Origin of the sequence: Membranihabitans marinus (assembly GCF_021729155.1) — a bacterium.
GTDB classification, from domain to species: Bacteria; Bacteroidota; Bacteroidia; order Chitinophagales; family Saprospiraceae; genus Membranihabitans; species Membranihabitans marinus.
Genome location: NZ_JAJQYA010000003.1, coordinates 258975 through 274459, shown reverse-complemented (window position 1 = coordinate 274459; position 15485 = coordinate 258975). Strand labels below are relative to the sequence as shown.

Genomic DNA, 15485 nt, shown 5'->3' with positions numbered 1-15485 from the left:
AAGAAAAATTTTAGCTTTTTAAGGCTGCTGCACCCCCAACGATCTCAGAAATCTCGTTGGTAATGGATTCTTGTCTCGCTTTGTTGTAAGTGATTTTAAGATCTTTCAACAAATCATTGGCGTTTTCGGTTGCCATATCCATTGCCGTCATCCGCGCTCCGTGTTCAGAAGCATGAGTGTCTAATATATACTTTTGAAATTTAGTATGCAAGATACTTGGGATCAACTCTTCCAATAAATCCTCTTTGTTGGGTTCAAACAAATAGTCGGCTTTAAAGGATTCTTTTTGACTAGAGTCAGAATAGATTTTAACCGTCTCCACGGGCAAGAATTGCTTTGCTTCTGGCAATTGAATGCCTGCGTTTTTAAACTTGCTGTAAATCACTTCTACGCGGTCTACTTTGCCCGCAGTAAAATCATCCATAGCCAAACTAGAAACCTTCATTAAATTTTGATACGACAAATCATCAAATAGTGTAACAAAATCTTTGTTGATGGTCACATCGGGATAATGACGTCTGATGTAGTCAAAACCTTTTTTCCCTATACAGATAACCTCAACTTGTTGAGCTTGACGTTGAGCTGCATATTTCTTGTCTAATAGATTGACAGCTTGCTTAATTAGATTAGTATTAAAAGCACCAGCCAATCCCTTATTAGAAGTTATTAAAACGATGACTACTTTTTCAGGATCTCTTTCTTTACTAAAATCCAAATTAAGATCACCATCGATATTGGACAATATATTGCGAAGTATATGATCCAATTTATCAGAATATGGGCGCAATTTCACGATGGCTTCTTGAGCTCTACGCAATTTAGCTGCTGAAACCATTTTCATGGCTTTGGTACTTTTCTGCGTATTAACGATTGAACTAATACGTTCTCTTACTTCTTTTAAATTTGCGCCCATAACTATATAATCCTGTTATAATAATATTTTATACGAATAACTTCTCTATTTCTAATGCCAATGCCTTTACTTGATCAATGTCTTCGGCATTTAATTTACCTTTTCTAAAGTTGTTAAGAACTTCTGGATATTTAGCTTTCAATTGACCTAAAAATTCAGCTTCAAATTCTTTTACTTTCTCTACAGGTACTCTTCTCAATAAATTGTTGGTACCTAGGTAAATGATGGCTACTTGTTCTTCTACTGGTACTGGAGAAAACTGATCTTGTTTAAGGATCTCTACGTTTCTAGCCCCTTTGTCGAGAACAGATTTAGTAGCGGCATCCAAGTCTGAACCAAATTTGGAGAATGCTTCTAATTCTCTAAATTGTGCTTGATCCAATTTCAATGTACCAGATACTTTTTTCATTGATTTGATCTGTGCAGATCCACCCACACGAGATACAGAAATACCCACATTAATCGCCGGCTTAATACCAGAGTTAAATAGATTGGTTTCCAAGAAAATCTGACCATCGGTAATTGAGATTACGTTGGTAGGAATATAGGCAGAAACGTCACCAGCCTGAGTCTCAATGATAGGCAAAGCTGTCAATGAACCACCTCCTTTCACCTTACCTTTGGCAAGCAATTCTTTGGGAAGATCATTCATTCGCTGAGCAATACCATCATCGTCAATTACTTTTGCCGCTCTTTCCAAAAGACGAGAGTGCAAGTAGAATACATCACCGGGATATGCCTCACGACCTGGAGGTCTTTTCAACAATAGGGATACCTCACGATAAGCCACTGCTTGTTTTGACAAATCATCATATATAATCAAGGCCGCACGACCTGTGTCTCTAAAATATTCTCCAATAGCAGCACCGGCAAAAGGAGCATAAAACTGCAGTGGAGCAGGATCAGCTGCTGATGCAGTTACAACCACAGTATAATCCATGGCACCATTCTCTTCCAATACTTTCACAACTTGTGCTACGGTAGAAGATTTTTGCCCTGAGGCTACATAGATACAATAAACGGGTTCCCCTCTATCGTAAAATTCTTTTTGATTGATAATTGTATCGATGGCAATAGCCGTCTTACCCGTCTGACGGTCACCGATAATCAACTCCCGTTGACCTCTACCAATAGGAATCATTGAGTCAATTGCTTTGATACCTGTTTGCAAAGGTTCTTTTACCGGTTGTCTAAAAATAACACCAGGTGCTTTTCTTTCCAAAGGCATGCTATACAATTCACCTTCGATAGCTCCTTTTCCATCGATAGGAACACCTAATGGATTCACTACTCTTCCCAACAATGGTTCTCCAACAGGAATAGAAGCGATTGTACCAGTCCTTTTAACGATAGAACCCTCACGGATACCATCACTTTCTCCTAGTAAAACCACACCTACATTGTCTTCTTCAAGGTTAAGGGCGATGGCTTGCGTTCCAGTTTCAAATTCAACCAATTCACCAGCTTGTACACTGTTCAACCCATAGATACGAGCAATTCCATCCCCTACTTGGAGTACAGATCCTACTTCTTCTAATTGTGTTTCAGTCTTGTAGCCAGAAAGCTCTTGTTTGATTATTGCGGATATTTCATCAGGTTTTACATCAACCATTTTATCAATTTTTAAAAATTACTAGGAATAAATTATCGGGACAATTCTTTTCTTAATCTTTGGAATTTACCTCTAATCGAGGCGTCGTATTGTTTGTTATCGAATTCCAATATATAGCCTCCGATAATATCGGGGTTTATTTTGGTTTCGATAGTCACATTTTCTCTCGTACTATTTGACTTTTCCAATTGCAATGCAATTTTATCCACCATGGCTTTATCCAAAGCTATGGCAGAAGTTAGCGTCACATTGGTGATACCTTTGTATTCGTTGTACAATTCAAAGAAGGCAGATACGATTTGATCCAACACATTTTCTCGACCTTTTTGAGTCACTAAAGTTAAAAACTTCATGGTCAAAGGTTGAAACGCAGAGGTAAACAACTTGTCCAATATTTGGTTTTTAACATTACTTTGAATAATGGGGCTTTTAAGAAGATTGCGCAACTCAGAAGATTGCAATCCTTGCTTCAAGGCCTTCATATCCTTATATACGTCTTTTACTTCGTTGGACTCAATAGACAAGTCCAATAAAGATTTGGCGTATCGTTCTGCTACTCGAATAGATGACATATTCTAATTTTGGTTATTGGCTTAAGATAAATTGATATCTTTCACTAAATCGTTCAGGTATTCCATTTGTCCAGCATCATCAGATAATTTCTTTTGAATTACTTTCTCTGCTACTTCCAATGCAATATTAGACACTTGATTTTTGACATCGAGCAAAGCCGTTTTCTTTAAGCTTTCTATCTCTTGATTGGCTTGGGCTACGATTTTATTGGCCTCTTCTTTGGCCGCCACTCTAGCTTCAGCTACTATTTGATTTCGATGTTCTTTAGCTTCTTTCAACATCTTTGATCTTTCGGCGCGAGCTTCTTCCATCAATTTAGAATTTTCAGTCTGAATCTTACGCAATTCATCCTTAGCTTTTTTGGCATCATTCAAGGCATCTTGAATGTGGTTTTCTCTTTTGATCAAAGCTTGCGCTATTGGTCTAAAGGCGAATTTTGACATTAAGTACCAAAAAATTACAAATATCAATATCGACCAAAACAATAAACCTGGCTCCGGTCTTAAAACATTAAATTCAGCTAAAACAAACATATATATTCTATTATTATTTTTCTTTAAAATTAAGTAGCTCATTTAGCCAATCGCTATAATGAGCTACTTTTTTTCTTCGCCGATTATGCGAAAAATGACAATAAGATCGCGATCAAGGCAGCTCCCTCAACAAGGGCAGCCATCAAGATCATATTTGATCTAATATCATTTACAGCTTCTGGCTGACGTGCAATAGATTCCATAGCTTTGCCACCGATCCAACCAATACCTATACCGGCACCGATTACTGCGATTGCTGCTCCTATTGCTGCGATTGATCCTGTCATTTCTATAAATTTATATAATTAAAAAAAATAATACACGCTCTTAGTGATGCTCTTCAATAGCCGCTCCAATATAGGAAGCAGTCAAGATGGTAAATACAAATGCTTGTACCAATGCCACCAATAATTCCAAAGCCATCATAAACATGGTCAAAGGAACGGACAGTGCCAATCCCGGTACTGACCCTATCATATTTTGACCAGCATCATTGAAAATAAATAACAAACTGACAAAGATTACTATAATCATGTGACCAGCCGTTAAGTTGGCAGCCAAACGAAGCATCAATGTCAAAGGCTTAATAAACAATCCCAATATCTCCACAACAGTCAATATCGGTTTAACGAATACTGGTACTCCAGGCATCCACAAAACATGCATCCAGTAATCTTTTTTCCCGTTGAGATTGACCACAAAAAAAGTAACCAAGGCCAATGCCATTGTAAAAGTAAGATTCCCCGTCACGTTGGCGTTGCCAAAGAATGGAATCTGACCGTATAAGTTCAAAGCCAAAATCAAAAAGAACAAACACATGAGGAAGGGCAAAAACTTCTGCCATCTATGACCTAAAAACGGCTTAGCTACCTCATCTTGTATAAATATAAAAATAGGCTCCATAAAGGACTGAATTCCCTTCGGCGCTCTATATGCATCTTCATTATATCTTCTGGCTATTTTTCTAAACACAAAGAACAGCAACAATACCATCAACAATAAAGACACTACGTTCTTGGTAGGAGAAAAATCGTAAAAGGAAGTAAGTCCTCCTCCCATCAATCCACCGTCCAAAGTCGACTTATTTTCCAAGGGATACAATTTCCCTTCATAACTGAGAGATACTTTTTCCTTCTCTTTGCCATCCACAGTAACATATTCAAAAACATATGGATGCTCACCTAATTCAATCTTCCCCTTAGGAAAACTCTCATCGTTAATTCTTCGCGCAATACTTTCAACTAGGACATATCCGTCTACTGCATAATGTCCATTGCCGTGGTGCCCGATCCCAAATTTGGAACTCATAAACACATTCCAGCCGTCGCTTTTTGAATAAAAGAAACAAGGCAATGGAATGTCGGCAAATCCCAATGAATATACATTTTGATCCGAGATATGATGAAAGGCTGTATTGGCAGGATCAAACTCTGCCACATGTTCTCCATCTTCATGAGCGCCAGCCTCACCATGATGCGCTTCGGTGTGATCATCATGACCACCTTCTTCGTGGTCTTGCGCCAGCAGCCTATGGCTATTGATTCCCAATAGAATTACAGCCAAAAAAACGATCTTACTCAGTCTAAAAATACGGTTCATATACATCACGATATTGCTTCACTTAAAAGTTGCCGCAAATGTATGATATTATCTTTGATTAGACAAAGTAAATTGAGAAGTAAATTTAAATCATTGGGCATTTATTGTGTTTGAAGCAAAAAAATTGTGTTTCTCCCTCATAGCAAGGATTCAAGCCAAAGAAAATAAGCGGTTAGCCTATATAAAAATCTTATATATGACCTAAATTTTCACATAATTTTTAAAAATATTTTAGGGTGTTTTTCCCGCTTTACAAATACCTTTCTGGTAAAATATCCAACACTGGTCAACGGATTCCAATATCCTGTCTAATTAGGGAGAAAAACATTATCATGAAATCATTATCATAATATTATTCAGATTACCATCGACTAGTAGTTGAGGATTATCTTCGGATCCCTACACCAACCATATCTTCGGAAATAATATAAAAAAAATCATATGGTGAATTGGCCATTATACGAATTCAATTAAAAAAAGCCTCTATTCATCATTGACTTCAACGGCTATCAAAAAAAAATCCCTGAAAACGATGAATTACATCATCGTTGACAGGGATACTTTTATGAGCCAAATAAAAATCTCTTTACTCCGCTACTTAGCTACAGTAACTGCTCGTTTTTCTCTAATCACCGTCACCTTAATTTGACCGGGATATTGCATTTCTTCTTGGATCTTTTGAGATATCATGAAAGATAAATCATCGGCATAATCATCGGTGACCTTATCGCTTTCTACAATAACTCTCAATTCTCTACCCGCTTGCAAGGCATACGCTTTTTGGACACCGTCATAGCCCATGGCCAAATCTTCCAATTCGTTAATTCGCTTGAGGTAACTCTCCAATATCTCTCTTCGAGCACCTGGTCTTGCACCGGAGATAGCATCACAGGCCTGAATAATAGGGGACAATATATTGCTCATTTCTATTTCGTCGTGGTGAGCTCCGATGGCATTACATATATAACCGTGTTCGTTTACTTTTTTCGCCATTTCCATTCCCACCAATGCGTGAGACAATTCTGTCTCTTCTTCTGCTACCTTACCAATATCGTGAAGCAAGCCAGCTCTTTTGGCCATTTTGATCATTTTCTTAGGCAATCCAATTTCAGCGGCCATTAAAGCACATAAATTGGCGGTCTCTATGGAGTGCTTCAATAGATTCTGTCCATAGGAAGATCTAAATCTCATTCTACCTACCATTCTGACCAATGTTGGATCTAGGCCGTGAATATCGAGATCGATAACGGTTCGCTCCCCTATCTCTTTAATCTGCTCTTCGAGTTGTTTCTTAGTCTTGGTCACCACTTCTTCAATTCGAGCTGGATGGATTCTACCATCGGCTACCAATTTTTTCAACGACAATCGACAGATCTCTCTTCGAATGGGATCGAAACTGGAAATCACTATGGCTTCCGGAGTATCATCTACCACTATTTCAGCTCCTGTAGCAGCTTCTAGGGCTCTAATATTTCGACCTTCTCGTCCGATTATTTGTCCTTTGATATCATCTGACTCCAAGTTGAATACAGACACTGTGTTTTCAATGGTTACCTCAGCAGCCATCCGTTGAATACATTGAATCACTAATTTCTTGGACTCTTTATTCACCGTTGACTTGGCTTCCTCCATTCTCTGCTTGATAAGGGCCAAAGCTTCATTTTCGGCCTTGGCTTTGACAGCTTCCAGCAATTGTTCCTTGGCTTCTTGTTCGCTCAATCGCGCAATAGATTCCAATTTCTCAATAAAAATTTCATTGGACTTGTCCAATTCTTCTTTCTTCTTGGCAACTACTTTGAGTTGTTTGTCCAAATTTTCTCTGATCACAGCTACTTCTTGTTCCAAACTCTCCAATCCTTCTGTTCTCGTAGCTAATTCCTTTTTGGCTCGCTCAATATCCTTTTCGAGATTGACAACTTCTACTTCTCTCTCTTTTAATTCAATTTTCTTTTGAGCCCGGTAAGAATCGTAATTAGATTTCAAGGTTGCAAATTTCTCTTTTGCCTCTTGAATCTTTTTCTGCTTTATGGCTTCATTTTTATTTTCGGACTGAGAGTTTATTTTCTCAGCTTTGGTTTCGGCCTCATCTAATAATCGCTTCGCTGACAATCGAGCTTCTTGTATGATTAAATCTGCCTTCTTATTCATTTCATCCACCTTGGACTTCTGTCCTTTGGCTACAAAACTTCGAACCAGAAAATAACCTACAATGGCACCCAATATTAAACCAGCTAACAAGCTTAACATAAAATCCATAGTATCGTTTTAATATTTAATAACTAATACGCAGGAAACCAGATAAAAGGACATTGAACGCCCACTTAAAGTGTAAGACAAGTAAAAATACTATTTTAGTATTTTATCTAAAAGTTCATCAATTTGATCAAATTCCTTTAGCAATTCAGATTCTTCTGGATACATCTTTTTTTCTTGTTCTCTATCAAAAGATACTGCCAATAATGTCATGGCCATTGCCTCCGTCATATCCTTCCCCGGATAGCGCATTTGAATCTCCTTGAGTTTTTTATTAATCTTATCGACCACCCGCTCAATCTCTTTCTCCTCAGATGCTGCAATCTTCACCGGTATGTTTATACCTCCGATTACTACATTTAAACTTTTGGTGCTTTTTCCCGACATCGACTTATATTTTCTCCAGTTCTTCTATGCATGCTCCCAGTTGCTTTATATAGTGATCTAATTCACTCTTCAACTTCTCCACTTCCACTTCTCGTCCATTTGCATGTGTCTCAATTTTTCCTTCTGCCTCATTCCTGCTCTCATCACTTACAAAGGTATTATTTTTATTTTTCTCCAATTGTTTTTTTAATCGAACATTTTCGGCTAATAGCTGCATATTTTGCCTCTTTAGCATACTCATTTTACCACCTACTTGTCGTAACTTATGATCTAATTGATTTAATCGCTCTTTAAATATTTCCATATATGCCCACTTTAACGCAGTTCAATTGCATAATTTTTATGTAATTTATTTAAAATATTTTTAATTACAACATCCACCTCCTTATCATTTAAGGTTTTTTTAGGATCGGAAAATATAATTTTTACTCCATATGATCTCAAATCCTCACCCAGCTGCTCTTTGTTTTCATATACATCAAACAATTGAACATCGGCAACTATTTTTTTACCCGTGGATTTAATAACTTTTTCTATATCGCCATATGAAACCGAATTGGGCGTAATCAGCGCTAAATCTCTATCCACTTTTGGATATTTGCTAATCTCAGTTATGGTAGAGATATTTTTCTTGGCCTTTACCAATTCATCCCAACGAAGATCTGCCATAAAAACTTCCCCTTCCACTTCTACCGATGGGAACACAGATAAATCAACAGCGCCAAATTCTGCCAATACAGTATCGCCCTTGTGATAGCATAATCCATAATGGTAGTCTTCTGACTCGAGATTCGACTGTTGTACCTTGCCTATATTTAGACTTTCAAATATCCGTTCTACCATAGATTTAAGCTGGTAAAAACTAGAAGATTCTTCTGACGAAATCCAATTCAAAGACCTTACCTTACCGGCAAGTCCAATGGCCAAATGCTGTGTTTCCTTATATTGTGAGGGTTGGGGACTGATATATGTAGACCCAAACTCAAACAACTGCAAGTCACTGATTTGTCTTTTTTGATTGTATTCTATAGTCTGCAACATCGTAACCACCATGGAAGGTCGCATGATGTCCAAGTCTCTATTTGAGGTGTTATTAATCCTTACCAAACGCTCCTCCTCTAGGTAGCTAGGCAAATACTTCTGCCCAGTAAGAGAAAGCCCCATGATTTCATGTAGTCCCATACCTACTAAGACACTGGACAATTGATTGCGCAATGGCAAATGCTCTTCCTTTTTACCGCTATCTAAGGCTATAGTCAAGCGACCGTCGACCGGTACACTATTAAAACCATAGATACGCAAAATCTCTTCAATAACATCGGCTTCTCGAGTCACATCTGCCTTATCTGTAGGGATGGCTACTTCTATATGATCATCAAACTGTTTGATAATCTCAATATCCATCGCTTTCAATATCTTTACAATGGTTTCTTCTGATATATCAAAACCCATAATCCGCTTAATCTGCGAATATCGAACAGAAATTATTTTGGGCAATATTGGCTCAGGATATATGTCTGATATTTCCGAAGTAATCACACCTCCTGCCCATTCTTGCAACAACAATGCCGCCCGTTGGAGGGCATATTTAGTTACGGCTGGATCACTTCCCTTTTCAAAAACCTTTGCCGCTTCTGTTCTAAAATTATGTCTTTTACTCGATTTCCGAACTGTCTCTGGTTGAAAATGAGCCGATTCCAAAAATACATGAATGGTTTTATCACTCACACCTGAATGAAGACCTCCGTATACCCCTCCTATACACATGGGTTCGTGCTGGGCATTACAAATCATTAAATCCTCTGATGAAAGCGATATTTCTACATCGTCCAAGGTAGTAAACTTCCTTCCCTCTTCCAGAGTTTCTACATATACTTGACTGCCCTTTAGAGCGGATAAGTCAAAAGCGTGCAGTGGTTGACCTATTTCGTGTAGGACAAAATTGGTAATATCTACGATATTGTTTTTTGATTTAACCCCTATAGATTTCAATCGATCTACCATCCATTGCGGAGATGGACCTATCTTCAACTCTCCAATGGTCACACTGGAATATCGTGGACACAAGGCAATATCACTTATTTCCACACCAATGTCGTGCTTAATGGTTTGGGTATTAAAAGAGCTTACCTCGGGAATCTTCACCGTATATGGCCGATCGTGAATAATGGTCAAAGCAGCTGCCAAGTCCCTTGCTACACCTATATGACTAGTGGCATCTGACCGGTTGGGAGTGAGCCCAATCTCGTATACATAATCGATTTTGAGATCGAAAATTTCACTGGCTGGCACACCGACGGCCTGACTTTCATCCAATACCATAATGCCATCGTGACTTTCCCCCAATCCGAGTTCATCTTCCGCACATATCATACCCTCTGAAACTTCTCCCCTAATCTTGCTTTTTTTAATCTTAAAGGGTTTGTCTATACCATCTGGGTAAAGAACCGTACCTACTGGTGCCACCAACACCTTCTGACCAGCAGCTACATTGGGTGCACCACAGACGACAGATAGCAAAGTGGGCTCTCCAATATCGACCTTGGTCTTGCTCAGTCGATCGGCATTGGGATGTTGCTCGCATTCGACGACTTTTCCAGTGACTACACCTTTTAATCCTCCGGGAATATTCTCGAGTTTCTCTACACCTTCCACCTCCAAGCCGATCTCGGTCAATATCTCTCCCAATTCATGTGGGGTTTCCTCAAAATCTAAATAGTCTTTTAACCAGTTGTAAGAAATTTTCATTTAAACATTTTCAAGTTTGAATAGAAATAGGACGCAAAGATATTTAAAATGTACAGACAATTAGGGATTGTTATACGCTTTTTCAACCTGCAACACTTTTTCATCATCGGTTACAAAAAACACAAACGATGTCTTTGCTGGATCCACCACCTCCTCTATGGATGATAGTTGAAGGGTCATCGAATCATTAACTCGACTCAATTCCGCAAAAGAATTCCCCAATAACTCACCTTCCAACGGCGTCAATATTTTTTTGAGAACATGGTTGTGTTCATAATTGGTTACTACCCCATCTGAGGCTCTAGAATCAGATTGATAGTCGATCAAACCATCTTCTAACAAATAAAGATGTCCGTACAATGGCCTGTCAATATCATCATTGGTTAATACTCCATAGGTAATTTGAGTATCTTCTCCGAATTGATCCACCTCCAAATGTAAACTAAGCTCTGGAACATCAGCAATGAGCTGATTTATGGTACTGTACCAAGTGTTGGTCAATCTCTGTGCACTGGATTGTCCGTCATCTTTTAATCGCTGAATTGCCGCAGAAGGATATCCAATTGGATTGCCCAATAAATTTAACAGAGCCACTGTTTCTTCCGTCTTAAAATCATAAACACTCTCTGGGTAGGGGACGGAAAAAAAACCAGCATGATAGGTAACCACTATAATTGCACTGTCAAATTCGCTAGCTATAGATGTCAATAGCCTGGTTCCGTCGGGACAATTGGGACAGCGCACACCACTTACTTCTTCTACCAATATTTTCTGCTGTCCGGGCTCGGGTCTGACCAATTGATAATCGATCTCATCATTGCAGGACATACACAGGATAAGAATCATCAAGGTATATAAATAATTAATCTGTCCTCGCTTTATATTAGATTCTATAAATCCTACTAGTTGAATCGATTTCATTTCCTTTATTTTCATCGACTAAAATCGTGTTTGAGTAGTTATTTTAATCCCACTAAAGGCAGGTTCAAATCTACAAATTCCCCCAGAACATACAATACCTTCCACTTGCTTTACAAAACTTAAACTATAAATTCCTGTCCTTCTTTTGTGATAAACCCCTAGGGTTGGATAAATATTGTCTTTCTCGGCCTCATACATGGCAGCCAAAACCCAGCTCCATTTCTCCGATGAGTTGTACTCCATACCCATATAGTATAAATTTCCCTTGTCTTCATCGGTAAACAAAGCTTGACCTTCTATTTTCAAACTCTTATTCTGTTCCCATTCACGATAATATTCAGCATAGGGAATCCATGTTTTTACCTGTGGGGCTCCAGGTTTCCCCTCATACACATCTTGATTATATTGTTGTTTCATTATTCCGATAATGTATTTCCCAGCAGAATAACTTCTCTCCCAATTTAAATCGTATGCCTCATACAATTTCACATCGGCAAGGCTGTAAATCAGGGTATTGTTCCAGCTAAATAAATCGTGTTCACCGGCATACCCTATATTGATCTGGGCGGATTGTTCTCCGAGAAACTGAGTAGCAGGAATATATCGAGACTTTAGACGATAGGTCTGAACCTGAGCCATCGGCGGTATAAAATGTAGATCATTTCTATAATTAAAACTAAATGGATCAGATTTATTTGAAAATTTATCCACGTATTTACCTTCCAACTGAAACGACCAATGATCGTAATCCAATGACATGGAGGAATAAAGTGCCTGGCCCAAAGCGGTTTCAAACTTCCCAAACACATGTCCCCCTGTCCACAAATTTCGTTTGGATTCTGAATTGAAATAGGTATCGTGGTATTTCACCGCATATTCGGCCGACCAAGAAAATGGCCCATAAGATAAATCATTGAAAATGGAATACAGTTGGCTACTCTTATACAATCCCACACTATCTTGGGGTAGATAAAGTTCCACCTCACTGATTAAATGATCTACTATATCGGATTCCAAAATCTTAATACTACTCCCAAAGCCCGAACTTAAATAAACAGATTTTATAGCCCAGTCCAATCGATACTCACCGCCAACACTATACATATCTGATAGGGAGAATAAATCTTTAGGCTTACCTCCATACACCATAATAGATTGATTTCCGGGAAGATAAAATTGCAGTTTGGCTCCAAAAATAGCATTGTCGATCAACAATGGCAAATCTTTATAGGAGCGCATGATTAAGCCATTACCGATCTGTTCGTAAAAATGGCCTATTTCAGAAGAAAAATTTTGCCCCGAATACCTGAGATTGACATACCCTAATCCAAAATCCGAATATACATCCTCGGGATTGAGAAGGATAGAATTTTGAAAACCATCCAATCTCACCTCCATTTTCCAGTTTTTATACAGAGCAGACAAGTTGAGCCATGATTCTCCTCCCCATTTTTTGTCTTCGTAAAACGGTGTGTTACTGGCCCCTATCTTGGCATCTACAATTGCAAAATTAAGATTATTCAACCACAGTCCAGACACTACGACTGGTTGTTTGCCTTCATTTTGTGCCGATAAATTTGTACATTCTAGGGAAAGAATAAACACAATGACTAAAAATTTTATCAATTTAGCATCGTTTCTTTTTAAGCGGATTTCTTTAAATAGGTCCATATCTCAATTACTTAAACCATATTAGAATGATCTTTAAGCGTTTAATATTTTTCTTTATCTTTTTTATTCCTTTTTTTGTTGTAGGTCAAAATCTTCCCCTACATCAAATTCAACTCAAAGATATAAAAGGAAGCAGAACGACATTGCAAAATGCCCTCCCAAAACAAAAAAACATCATTATTAGTTATTGGGCAACTTGGTGTGGCCCTTGCAAGAAGGAATTGGATGCGCTTAAGACCAATTATGCCGAATGGCAAGATAAATACGAGGTTGAATTATTGGCGATAAGTACCGATGACGCGCGATCTGCCGGCAAGGTAAGGGCTATGATACAGCAGAGAAAATGGCCCTATACCATCTATATCGATACCGAATCTACTTCGAAACAAGTCTTTAATTTTGAAACCATTCCCTTTACCGTGGTTTTGGACAAGACAGGGAATATGGTGTATTCACATATTGGATACTCCAATGGCGATGAAGCTAAATTGGAAGCCGCACTTCAAGAAATTCAGTAATTTATTATTGGCCCAAAAGATCGAATGTAGCCACGTAATAATTGGGATCTACCACGATAGCCCCTTCTCCTATCGATGCCATTTGCCATTGATCGGAGGCATTATCCAAACTGAATACCTGTCCATTTTGTAAAATTTTTATCGGCATTCTAAATCCAGCTACTACATTATCATATTTATACATGATTTGATTATTCTGAATTCTATATGTAAAGATTGGTACTCGAGCATCTTTAAAGTATTGTGTAAAAAAAGGCTGCAAATCAATCTCCGTCACCATAGAATCAATATAATCTATCAATTGATGGGAGCGAATGGTGGCATGATAAAATTCTACATTCAATCCCCTCAATACCTGTCGCCATAGATCATCGTCATTGACGACTTGTCTCAAGGTATGTAAGATATTGGCACCCTTGAAATACATATCCCTGGATCCTGGTTGATGCACATCATACTGCCCGATAATAGGACCGTCGTTGACAATACTCGATCGCAGTCCTCTGACATAGGCAGAACTGGCTTCAAGGCCAAAATGGTAGTCCAAAAACAGACTTTCAGAATAAGTCGTAAAACTTTCATGAATCCACATATCGGCAATATCGGCATAGGTTATATTGTTGGCAAACCATTCATGACCTGATTCGTGTATAATAATATAGTCGAACTTCATTCCCCAACCGCTACCACTGAGATCTCTCCCCAAATAACCGTTTTTATATCCATTTCCGTAGGTTACAGAACTTTGATGCTCCATTCCCAAGTAGGGAGCTTCTACCAGTTTAAACCCATCCACATAAAAGGGATAAGGACCAAACCAATATTCAAAAGCGTCCAACATACGAGGCACTTCCTCAAACTGCTTCTTCGCCTTTTTTAAATTATCCCTCAATACATAGTAATCGCAATCGAGGACACCAGCCTCTCCATCATATGTTTCTTTAAAGTGAACATAGTCCCCAATATTGATATTTACCCCATAATTATTGATGGGACTGGCCACAAACCAGTGATAGGTCTTATACCCTTTCTTGGGACTAGTAATCGATCTCAATCTACCATTGGACACATCCATTAGGTGGTCGGGCACTGTAACACTGATCAACATGCTATCGGTTTCATCGTAGGGGTGGTCTTTACACGGCCACCATAAACTAGGTCCATCCTTCTGACAACTCGAAGCCACAAAATCTATCCCATTGTCATCTTTATCCCAAGTAATCCCACCACTCCAAGGAGGATTGGGACTGGGTTTTGGATGGCCTCCGTATTTGACTACAATTTCATTGACATGACCAACCACTTGTTTTTTCGACAATTCTATCAAATAACTAAATCCATCTCTGCGATAAGTCAATAATTGTCCATCTTGATGGATGGAAAGAATTTCCAAAGGATCTTGCAACTCTATTTGCATCGTCGAACCGGGTCGAAGAACGGTGTATTGAATGGTATTTTGCCCATAAATGGTTTTTTCTTTGGGTTCGACTTCAATATCTAAGTGATAGTAATTGAGATCCCACCATTCTCGTTCTGGAGTAATCGAACCGAATAGACTATCCTGATGACTATAAACTTGGTCTTGGGCGGCAGCTAACAATGGCAAAAACAACAATATAAGACCAATCATACTTCGCATAGTATCTGTATTTATTTTTTTAAAAATAAACAAATTTTTAAAAAATGAATACGGTCTAAGATTTAAATTAAAATCGAGAGAATCAATCTAACTTTGAAACAATTTATATATTTGAAAA

At 38.4% G+C, this 15485-nt stretch carries 14 protein-coding genes; 1 reads left to right on the top strand and 13 read right to left on the bottom strand.

Going from position 1 to position 15485, the window contains the following annotated elements:
• Positions 1-10: 10 nt before the first annotated feature.
• The 12 genes from atpG to LVD51_RS03480 form a co-directional block, all read right to left on the bottom strand.
• Positions 11-913 (bottom strand): ATP synthase F1 subunit gamma, encoded by a 903-nt coding sequence (gene atpG / locus LVD51_RS03535; RefSeq protein ID WP_236969809.1) that lies wholly within the window; start codon positions 911-913, stop codon positions 11-13.
• A 28-nt stretch (positions 914-941) separates the two neighbouring features.
• Positions 942-2525 carry a F0F1 ATP synthase subunit alpha gene (atpA, locus tag LVD51_RS03530; protein WP_236969808.1) on the bottom strand — a complete coding sequence of 528 codons (1584 nt, stop codon included), beginning with the start codon at positions 2523-2525 and terminating at the stop codon, positions 942-944.
• 32 nt (positions 2526-2557) lie between these two features.
• Positions 2558-3097: an ATP synthase F1 subunit delta gene (gene atpH / locus LVD51_RS03525; RefSeq protein ID WP_236969807.1), complete on the bottom strand. Its 540-nt coding sequence runs from the start codon at positions 3095-3097 to the stop codon at positions 2558-2560.
• Between the two features lie 21 nt (positions 3098-3118).
• Positions 3119-3631, bottom strand: a complete 513-nt coding sequence (atpF, locus tag LVD51_RS03520; RefSeq protein WP_236969806.1) for a F0F1 ATP synthase subunit B — start codon at positions 3629-3631, stop codon at positions 3119-3121.
• Between the two features lie 83 nt (positions 3632-3714).
• Positions 3715-3918 (bottom strand): ATP synthase F0 subunit C, encoded by a 204-nt coding sequence (atpE, locus tag LVD51_RS03515; protein WP_236969805.1) that lies wholly within the window; start codon positions 3916-3918, stop codon positions 3715-3717.
• 40 nt (positions 3919-3958) lie between these two features.
• Positions 3959-5230: a F0F1 ATP synthase subunit A gene (gene atpB, locus LVD51_RS03510; RefSeq protein WP_236969804.1), complete on the bottom strand. Its 1272-nt coding sequence runs from the start codon at positions 5228-5230 to the stop codon at positions 3959-3961.
• 594 nt (positions 5231-5824) lie between these two features.
• Complete coding sequence (gene rny, locus LVD51_RS03505; RefSeq protein WP_236969803.1) at positions 5825-7486, bottom strand: ribonuclease Y; 1662 nt, start codon at positions 7484-7486, stop codon at positions 5825-5827.
• 90 nt (positions 7487-7576) lie between these two features.
• Positions 7577-7870 (bottom strand): cell division protein ZapA, encoded by a 294-nt coding sequence (locus tag LVD51_RS03500; protein WP_236969802.1) that lies wholly within the window; start codon positions 7868-7870, stop codon positions 7577-7579.
• A 4-nt stretch (positions 7871-7874) separates the two neighbouring features.
• Positions 7875-8174 (bottom strand): hypothetical protein, encoded by a 300-nt coding sequence (locus tag LVD51_RS03495; protein ID WP_236969801.1) that lies wholly within the window; start codon positions 8172-8174, stop codon positions 7875-7877.
• A gap of 11 nt (positions 8175-8185) precedes the next feature.
• Positions 8186-10618, bottom strand: a complete 2433-nt coding sequence (gene pheT / locus LVD51_RS03490; RefSeq protein WP_236969800.1) for a phenylalanine--tRNA ligase subunit beta — start codon at positions 10616-10618, stop codon at positions 8186-8188.
• A gap of 60 nt (positions 10619-10678) precedes the next feature.
• Complete coding sequence (locus LVD51_RS03485) at positions 10679-11539, bottom strand: Omp28-related outer membrane protein (RefSeq protein WP_236969799.1); 861 nt, start codon at positions 11537-11539, stop codon at positions 10679-10681.
• Between the two features lie 18 nt (positions 11540-11557).
• Positions 11558-13210, bottom strand: a complete 1653-nt coding sequence (locus tag LVD51_RS03480) for a DUF6029 family protein (RefSeq protein ID WP_236969798.1) — start codon at positions 13208-13210, stop codon at positions 11558-11560.
• A 26-nt stretch (positions 13211-13236) separates the two neighbouring features.
• Between LVD51_RS03480 and LVD51_RS03475 the strand changes: the two genes are divergently transcribed.
• Positions 13237-13728, top strand: a complete 492-nt coding sequence (locus LVD51_RS03475; protein ID WP_236969797.1) for a TlpA family protein disulfide reductase — start codon at positions 13237-13239, stop codon at positions 13726-13728.
• Positions 13729-13732: 4 nt separating this feature from the next.
• On the opposite strand, the gene LVD51_RS03470 is transcribed toward LVD51_RS03475, so the two are convergent.
• Positions 13733-15367 (bottom strand): M1 family metallopeptidase, encoded by a 1635-nt coding sequence (locus LVD51_RS03470; RefSeq protein WP_236969796.1) that lies wholly within the window; start codon positions 15365-15367, stop codon positions 13733-13735.
• Positions 15368-15485: the final 118 nt, after the last annotated feature.

What these genes read in the sequence shown, in the direction of transcription:
- LVD51_RS03475 (WP_236969797.1), top strand. Translation starts at nt 13,237, where the DNA reads ATGATCTTTAAGCGTTTAATATTTTTCTTTATCTTTTTTATTCCTTTT.
- LVD51_RS03480 (WP_236969798.1), bottom strand. Translation starts at nt 13,210, where the DNA reads ATGGACCTATTTAAAGAAATCCGCTTAAAAAGAAACGATGCTAAATTG.
- rny (WP_236969803.1), bottom strand. Translation starts at nt 7,486, where the DNA reads ATGGATTTTATGTTAAGCTTGTTAGCTGGTTTAATATTGGGTGCCATT.
- atpB (WP_236969804.1), bottom strand. Translation starts at nt 5,230, where the DNA reads ATGAACCGTATTTTTAGACTGAGTAAGATCGTTTTTTTGGCTGTAATT.
- atpH (WP_236969807.1), bottom strand. Translation starts at nt 3,097, where the DNA reads ATGTCATCTATTCGAGTAGCAGAACGATACGCCAAATCTTTATTGGAC.
- atpA (WP_236969808.1), bottom strand. Translation starts at nt 2,525, where the DNA reads ATGGTTGATGTAAAACCTGATGAAATATCCGCAATAATCAAACAAGAG.
- pheT (WP_236969800.1), bottom strand. Translation starts at nt 10,618, where the DNA reads ATGAAAATTTCTTACAACTGGTTAAAAGACTATTTAGATTTTGAGGAA.
- LVD51_RS03470 (WP_236969796.1), bottom strand. Translation starts at nt 15,367, where the DNA reads ATGCGAAGTATGATTGGTCTTATATTGTTGTTTTTGCCATTGTTAGCT.
- LVD51_RS03500 (WP_236969802.1), bottom strand. Translation starts at nt 7,870, where the DNA reads ATGTCGGGAAAAAGCACCAAAAGTTTAAATGTAGTAATCGGAGGTATA.
- atpG (WP_236969809.1), bottom strand. Translation starts at nt 913, where the DNA reads ATGGGCGCAAATTTAAAAGAAGTAAGAGAACGTATTAGTTCAATCGTT.
- LVD51_RS03495 (WP_236969801.1), bottom strand. Translation starts at nt 8,174, where the DNA reads ATGGAAATATTTAAAGAGCGATTAAATCAATTAGATCATAAGTTACGA.
- atpF (WP_236969806.1), bottom strand. Translation starts at nt 3,631, where the DNA reads ATGTTTGTTTTAGCTGAATTTAATGTTTTAAGACCGGAGCCAGGTTTA.
- atpE (WP_236969805.1), bottom strand. Translation starts at nt 3,918, where the DNA reads ATGACAGGATCAATCGCAGCAATAGGAGCAGCAATCGCAGTAATCGGT.
- LVD51_RS03485 (WP_236969799.1), bottom strand. Translation starts at nt 11,539, where the DNA reads ATGAAATCGATTCAACTAGTAGGATTTATAGAATCTAATATAAAGCGA.